The sequence below is a fragment of the Streptomyces sp. NPDC101151 genome (assembly GCF_044768335.1).
Taxonomy (GTDB): Bacteria; Actinomycetota; Actinomycetes; order Streptomycetales; family Streptomycetaceae; genus Streptomyces.
In genome coordinates this window covers 578,468-585,097 of the sequence record NZ_JBIWPP010000002.1, presented here as the reverse complement: position 1 = coordinate 585,097, position 6,630 = coordinate 578,468, and the positions used below count along the sequence as shown (strand labels likewise).

5 protein-coding genes are annotated in these 6,630 nt (G+C 70.2%); 2 read left to right on the top strand and 3 right to left on the bottom strand.

Annotation, left to right across the window (positions count from 1 at the left end):
• Positions 1-231 precede the first annotated feature (231 nt).
• Positions 232-2,778: an amino acid permease gene (locus ACIRU3_RS05690; RefSeq protein ID WP_404051788.1), complete on the bottom strand. Its 2,547-nt coding sequence runs from the start codon at positions 2,776-2,778 to the stop codon at positions 232-234.
• A gap of 237 nt (positions 2,779-3,015) precedes the next feature.
• The gene (locus tag ACIRU3_RS05685) at positions 3,016-3,945 is read right to left on the bottom strand and encodes a DUF5996 family protein (RefSeq protein WP_404051912.1); all 930 of its coding nucleotides are present in this window, start codon (positions 3,943-3,945) and stop codon (positions 3,016-3,018) included.
• 261 nt (positions 3,946-4,206) lie between these two features.
• On the opposite strand from ACIRU3_RS05685, the gene ACIRU3_RS05680 reads away from it, so the two are divergent.
• Together ACIRU3_RS05680 and ACIRU3_RS05675 are read left to right on the top strand one after the other, a co-directional pair.
• Positions 4,207-4,701, top strand: a complete 495-nt coding sequence (locus ACIRU3_RS05680; RefSeq protein ID WP_404051785.1) for a VOC family protein — start codon at positions 4,207-4,209, stop codon at positions 4,699-4,701.
• 82 nt (positions 4,702-4,783) lie between these two features.
• On the top strand, positions 4,784-5,047 hold the full coding sequence (locus ACIRU3_RS05675) for a hypothetical protein (RefSeq protein ID WP_404051782.1): 264 nt from the start codon (positions 4,784-4,786) through the stop codon (positions 5,045-5,047).
• A gap of 130 nt (positions 5,048-5,177) precedes the next feature.
• On the opposite strand, the gene ACIRU3_RS05670 is transcribed toward ACIRU3_RS05675, so the two are convergent.
• Entirely contained in the window at positions 5,178-6,608 is a 1,431-nt protein-coding gene (locus ACIRU3_RS05670) for a PA14 domain-containing protein (protein ID WP_404051779.1), read from the bottom strand.
• Positions 6,609-6,630: the final 22 nt, after the last annotated feature.

The following is a 6,630-nucleotide window of genomic DNA, read 5'->3' as shown; positions in this document are numbered from 1 at the left end:
GGGCCCCCCCCCCCCCCACCCCCCGCCCCCCGCCCCCCCGCCCCAACCCGCCTTTGGCGCCCGGGGGCGCCCCGGGGGGGGGGGGGGGGGGGGGGGGGGCCCCCCCCCCCCCCCCCCCACGGCTCCCGCAGCAGGCCCTGGTGGCCGTGGTACAGCCGGTGAGCGCTCGTCATCGTCTGTCATGGCCGGCGCTTCGAGCGCTCGCGGCAGGCCTGATCCGCCGGACAGGCCCTACCGGCCGTCCGCCGGCTGCAGGTCCTGCTCGGTCCAGATCGTCTTGCCGGTGGGGGTGTAGCGAGTGCCCCAGTGGTGGGTCATCTGGGCGATGATGAACAGACCCCGGCCGCCCTCGTCGTCGCTCGCGGCGTGCCGCAGATTGGGCGTGGTGTTGCCGGTGTCGGAGACCTCGCAGATCAGGTTCCGGTCGCGGATCAGGCGTACCCGGATCGGGCCGCCGACGTAGCGGATGACGTTGGTGACCAGTTCGCTGACGATCAGCTCGCTGGTGAACGTCAGGTCGTCCAGCCCCCAGTCGCGGAGCTGCTTGCTGACGGCGGTGCGGATGGTGGCCACCACCGCCGGGTCCGGGGGCAGTTCCCACTGGGCGAACTGGTTCCGGTCGAGCATGCGGGTGCGGACCACGAGGAGCGTCGCGTCCACGTCCACCGCCCCGGGCAGCAGGGTGGCCACCGCCCGGTCGCACAGCTCTTCCAGGGAGCTTCGGTCGGCAGCGAGTACGTGGGACAGCTGCGCGAGCCCGCCCTCACGTTCGTCGGCCGCCTGCAGGAGGCCGTCCGTGAAGAGGGCGACGAGACTGCCCGGCGGGAGCTCCAGTTGCGTGCTCTGGTACGGCGGGCCACCGACTCCCAGCGGCGGTCCGGGCGGCAGCTCCGGATAGTCGACGACGCCCGTGTGCGGTTGGACGACCGCCACCACGGGGTCCCCGGCCCGCGCCAGGCTGCACATGCCGAAGACGGGGTTGTACACCACGTACAGGCAGGTCACGCCCAGGGCCTCGTCGGCCTGCGGTCGCCGGTGGCCCGGGCCGTGGCCGGCTCCGCGCTCGTGCGCGGTCTGCTCGACCAGGTCGTCCAGGCGGGACAGGAGCTCGTCCGGGCTCAGGTCCAGCCGGGCCAGGACGCGCACGCCCGTGCGCAGGCGTCCCATGGTGGCCGCGGCGCGCACACCGTGACCGAGCACGTCCCCGACGACCAGGCCGACCCGGCTGCCCGACAGCGGGATGACGTCGTACCAGTCGCCGCCCACCCCGGACCCGCTGTCGGCGGGCAGGTAGCGGCTCGCCGCGTCGACGGCGGCGTGCCGGGGCAGGCGGCGCGGAAGCAGGCTCCGCTGGAGTTTGAGGGCCACGGCGTGGCCACGGGTGACCACCGGCATCAGCAGGAGACCGAGCAGCAGGGCGCCCAGGCCCACGACGGTGACCCCGCCGGTCGGTCCGATCAGCGGCAGGTCGACGGTGGTCGAGCCGTACCCGGGTTTCGCGTAGACGACGAAAGCGGCGTAGAGGAACAGCAGGAGCATGAGCAGCCCGCCGAGCCCGGGCAACACACCCTTGAAGACCAGGTCCTTGGTGCTGCGGGTGAGCACCTTGCGGTGATACCAGACGCAGGCGAAGCCGGTCAGTCCGTACTGGAACGCGATCGCGAGACCGACCGAGTCGATCGAGTCGGCCAGGACGTTCTGGCTGAACGACGTCAGCAGGACCAGCAGGACGATCGAGGCCGCTCCCATGCCGACGGTGCCCCAGGTCGGGGTGAGAAACCTGCGGTGGACCCGGGCGAACCGGGAGGGGACGGCCTTGTGGACCGCCATGGAGAAGACGGTCCTGGCCAGGGGCAGGATGGTGGTCTGGGCGGAGGCCAACGCGGAGGTCAGCACCATCAGGATCAGCAGTCTCGACAGGAGCAGCCCCGTGTCGCGGCTCCCGAACACGGCCTCGCCCAGTCCGGAGAACACATCGCCCGAGTTCTGCGCGTTGCCGAGCCCGACGCTCGACGTGCCGACTCCCGCGAACGCCTGCGCCGATGTGGACACCAGTCCGTACATGATCAGGAGCAGCACGGTGGACATGATCGCGGCGCGCCCGGGGATGCGCGTGCTGTCGACGGTCTCCTCGTTGACCGAGAACGCGGTGTCCCAGCCCCAGTAGAGGAAGACCCCCGCGAGGATGCCCGAGGTCAGGGCATTGGCGGAGGGCACTTCGAAGGGGTTGAACCAGGAGGCGGAGACGTGGATCGCCGTCGGGGGCGGGTCTGTGTAGACCCTGATCAGTGCGGCGACGGCGAACGCCATGAGCATCGCCACTTCCAGGCACAGCAGCCAGCGCTGGACAGCCGCCGAGATCTCGATGCCGACGTAGCAGACCGCGGTCAACACGGCGATCCAGACGATGCCGGCCACGGTGATCCACAGCCGGTTCTCCCCCAGTTCGTGCAGCCCCACCAGCCGGAAGCTGTAGGTACCGGCGATCTCGGCGAGATTCACCATGACGATGATGTTGGCGACGATGAGGCCCCAGCCGCCCATCCAGCCGGTGCGCGGGCCGAAGGCGCGGGTGGCCCAGGTGAAGGTGGTCCCGCAGTCGGCGTTGCTGGCGTTGAGCTCCCGGAAGGCGTACGCGACCAGCAGCATCGGGATGAAGGCCAGCATGGTGACGATCGGGGCCTGCAGTCCGACCCCCACCACGATGATGCCCAGCGCGGCCGCGAGGCTGTACGCCGGGCCGGTGGAGGCCAGGCTCATGACCACCGAGGAGAACATGCCCAGGGCGTCGTTCTTGAGCCCTTTCCGGCCGGCCCCCGTCCCGGGAGCGGGCCGGCCGGCAGGCCCGGCGCCACCAAAGTGCCTCACACTTGATTCCAACGCCGGGTCACGCCACTCCGCAACAGCGCAGGGGCATCAGGAGACCCGCCGTTCACACGACCGGGCGGTCCGGGTGAGCCGGCGACCAGGCAGCGCGGCGAGCGTCTCGGCCGCGACCGGTCAGGCAGGCGGCCGTCACTGGAATTCCCGCAAGCGCTGGGGGTCGCATTCGAGCATCACACGGTCCCACCGTCCGCGTTCGGCTGCCGCCTCGTAGGTCGTCTGAAGGAACGCGATGAGCGCGGCATCCGGGTCGCCGGCGGTGCGAACGTCCTCGTACGGCAGGAGGAACTGGCCGTTCTCCCTGCTGTAGAAGGCAGCAGCCGGAGTGACAGGGTGATCGGCGAAGCCATCGGGCTCCGGGTAGGCGTAGGCGTAGAAGGCACCTTCCTCGCCTCCGCCGGGCCAGAAGCCGCAGCTGCTCAGCTCCCGGGAGTAGCCTTCCACCATCACCCAGTCACCGCAGTTCGGTGCGCCGCCGGGGTGTTGCGGGGCGGGGCGGCCGGAGAACCTCGTGCAGGCCAGGTCCATTGCTCCCCAGAAGAAGTGCACCGGGCTGACCTTGCCGGTGAAGCGTGAGCGGAAGACGCTCATGACGCGATCGGCCTGCAGCAGTTGATGCCAGAAGAGGTGGGCTGCGGTGGCGTCGTAGGAGCAGTGGCGGTCGTCCTCGGCAAACGGGATCGCCGGTTCCACTTCGTTCGGGTGGGCCTGGAGCCGCGTCTCGATTCCCACCTCGTCGAGGGCGCGCATCGTCTCGGCGTAGAACCGGGCCACCGGCTTGGGCTCCAGGGCCACCGTGCGTACGGCACCGTCGCTGGTACGGATGCACAGCTGGTGGCCGATGAAGTCGAACTCGATGTCGAAGGCCCCGGACTCGTACGGAATGGCGGACGTGGTCAGGCCGCGGGGGCTGACGTAGAGCGTGACCTGCCACCAGTGGTTGATCAGCGGTGCGTGCGCGAGGCGCACTTTGCCGACGATCTGGGTCCACATGTGCAGGGTGTCTCTGGTGTCGGCCCAGTCGGCCACCCGGAGCTGCGGCCATGCTCGGCGCATGTGCATCGTCTGCTGTGTCACCGCTGTGCCTTCCGGATCGGCGTCATCGGCGGTCGGGACGGAACGGATCCCTCCACAAGCAGGCTCACCTCCGCACGACGCCTGGGCAACTCGGACGGCCGCACGGCCACCGGCGGTGTCGGGAAGCAGCGGGACTGAACCCCCTGACCTGGGAAAACGGCGACCATGCGGGCGATGGTGTCCCGTTTGTTCCCGGGTCGCGCGGGAACCCGGGATGAGCCGGTCCGAGCACGAGAGGTCACAGCGATGACGACACCTGGCGATCTGCCGACACCGGAGCAAGGGCTTGTTCTCACCCACTTCCTGACCGTGCGCGACGTCGTGAGATCGAGTCGCTTCTACGCCGAGATCCTCGGCGGTGAGGTCGTGCTGAAGGAGAACCCGGCCATCGTGAAGGTGGCCAACAGCTGGATCATCATGAACCCCGGAGGCGGACCCACCCCGGACAAGCCCGATGTGACCCTGTCCCCGCCGGAGAACGGCGACACCGTTTCCAGCTTCCTGAACGTCCGTGTCGCCGACATTCGCGCCTTCTGCACGCAAGCCGTGGCCAAGGGCGCGGAGTTCCTCACGGAACCTCTCGACCGGAAGGCCGAACTGCGCTGCTACATGCGCGACCCCGACGGCTATCTCATCGAGGTCGGCCAGGCCACCGGCATGCTCCACGGTGTGTTCGCCGATCTGCCCGGCGGATCGGATCGCCGGGCCGGCGGCCCGGGGAGCGACACCGAGGCCGGTTGAGTCTCGCCGGGCACCGCGACCGACCGGCCCGGTTCCCGCCCTGTCCGGCACGCGATGGGCAGGTCCATGCCACACTGCCGCCGTGTGGATACCCGTGGCAGTGACGGCGCTGCTCCTCCTGCTTGCTACGGCGTCTGCGGTCTTCCAGGCCCGTAAGGGGCGGTGGTTGACCGCGGCCTCGGTCTTTCTGCCCTCCCTCGGCGCGGCCGCTCTGCTCGGTGGCGTGACGTGGCAGAGCGGCCCGCTCTTCTCGCTGGCGGTCGTGTTCGTGGCGGCCGGCTTCGGCGCGGAGGCCACGGCCTGCTGGCGGACTCGGACGGCCGGTGGGAGGCAGGTGGACCAGTGAGCGCGGCCACGCGTCGAGGACGACGGACCCTCCATGGCCGGGGCGGCCACGACCCGTGCGCGTACGGGCTACGCGGTCCGGGCCGGGCCTTCCGGTACGAGGCCGGTGACGGCGTTCGCTTGCTCGTCCGTCAGCCGACCCGCACGGTCATGGCACGGATCTCGCTGCTCGGCGAGTAGTTCCCGGCTTCGTCATAGGTACGGGCCCGGTACTCGTAGGTGCGCCCGTCGGCGGGCAGCGGGTCGCAGACGGTGGCCGTGGCCGGGTCGAAGCGCGGGTCGTACCCCTTGTGCAGGACGGCCGACCAGGTGTCCGTCCCCGCCTCGCGGCGCTCGATCTCGAAGCCGGAGAAGTCGCGGATCGGGGCCGGCGTGTAGTCGGTGGCCGTCGCCTTGATGCCGCCCGTGCAGGAGCCCAGGGTGAGGTCGGGGGCGTAGGCGGGGGCGATGCCGTCGGGGATGCCGAGCCAGAGCTCATTGGTGGCGGTGGCGTCGAGCCAGTTCGGGTTGTAGGTGGTGGTGCCGCCGTCGTTGGTGACGAGGACGCGGTAGTGGCGCCACTCGCCGTCGGCGGTGACGGGGCCGGTGGTCCAGGTGTTGCCCTTGATGGTGCCGAGCGGGACCCAGACGTAGGAGCCTTCCACCTTGTCGTTGCTCAGCACCGTGTAGTGGTCGAAGTGCGGCTCGGTGTTGAGGGGCCACTTCAGGGTGACCTTGCCGGTCGCCTCGTCGTAGGTGCCGGTCAGGGAGGTGACCACAGGCAGTGGACGGACGATGGTGTCCGTGCTGCCCGACGAGGCGTTGCCCGCCTTGTCCTGGGCGCGGACCTCGTAGTAGTAGGGCGTGCGGTCGTCGGGGTTCACCAGGGGGTCGGTGTGGCTGCGGGCGGTGGTCGTGGTGACCTTCGTCCAGGTGCTGGAGCCGACGGGCCGCCGGTAGAGGGAGTAACTCGCCAGGTCCATCTCCTTGTTGGCGGACCAGGAGACGGTCGTCCTGCGGGTCGTGGTGTTGTAGGCGGTCTTCACGCCGGTGGGGGCGAGTGGCTTCGTCCTGTCGTACGTGGCCGAGGTCCGGGGTGCGTACGTGTACGTGACCTTCGCGGCGCCGGTCCAGTTCACGTAGTCGACGCGGAGGGTGTGCCTGCCGGAGGGGACGGTGAGGTTGACGCTCTTGGAGCGGGCGGTGTCACCGGTGCTCTTCCACAGGTCGATCTTGCGGGCGCCGTCCAGGTAGACGCGGACGCCGTCGGTGGCGGAGGCGGTGAACGTGAAGGGTCCGCCGGAGCCGAAGTCGCGGGTCACCGACCAGCGGACACCGAAGTTGTTCGACGGAACGCCGGAGACCGGGCTGCCGGACCAGCTCTGGCTGATGGTGCTGTCGCAGTCGGTCCGCACCGGAGAGCCGGAGAACGAGGTGGTCTTGTAGAACGTCCGCTTGTAGACGTTGGTCGAGCAGCTGACGTCGGCGGCCACCGCCTGCGGGGCGGCGACCAGCAGGCTGCCGAGAACGACGGCGGACAGGGCACCGCCGGTCCGGGCGGCGACGGGACTCTTCTGGTGCACGGGAACCTTTCACGCTGTGCGG

Coding starts and splice junctions, on each gene's coding strand:
- ACIRU3_RS05690 (WP_404051788.1), bottom strand. CDS start 2,778: ATGTTCTCCTCGGTGGTCATGAGCCTGGCCTCCACCGGCCCGGCGTAC.
- ACIRU3_RS05685 (WP_404051912.1), bottom strand. CDS start 3,945: ATGCACATGCGCCGAGCATGGCCGCAGCTCCGGGTGGCCGACTGGGCC.
- ACIRU3_RS05680 (WP_404051785.1), top strand. CDS start 4,207: ATGACGACACCTGGCGATCTGCCGACACCGGAGCAAGGGCTTGTTCTC.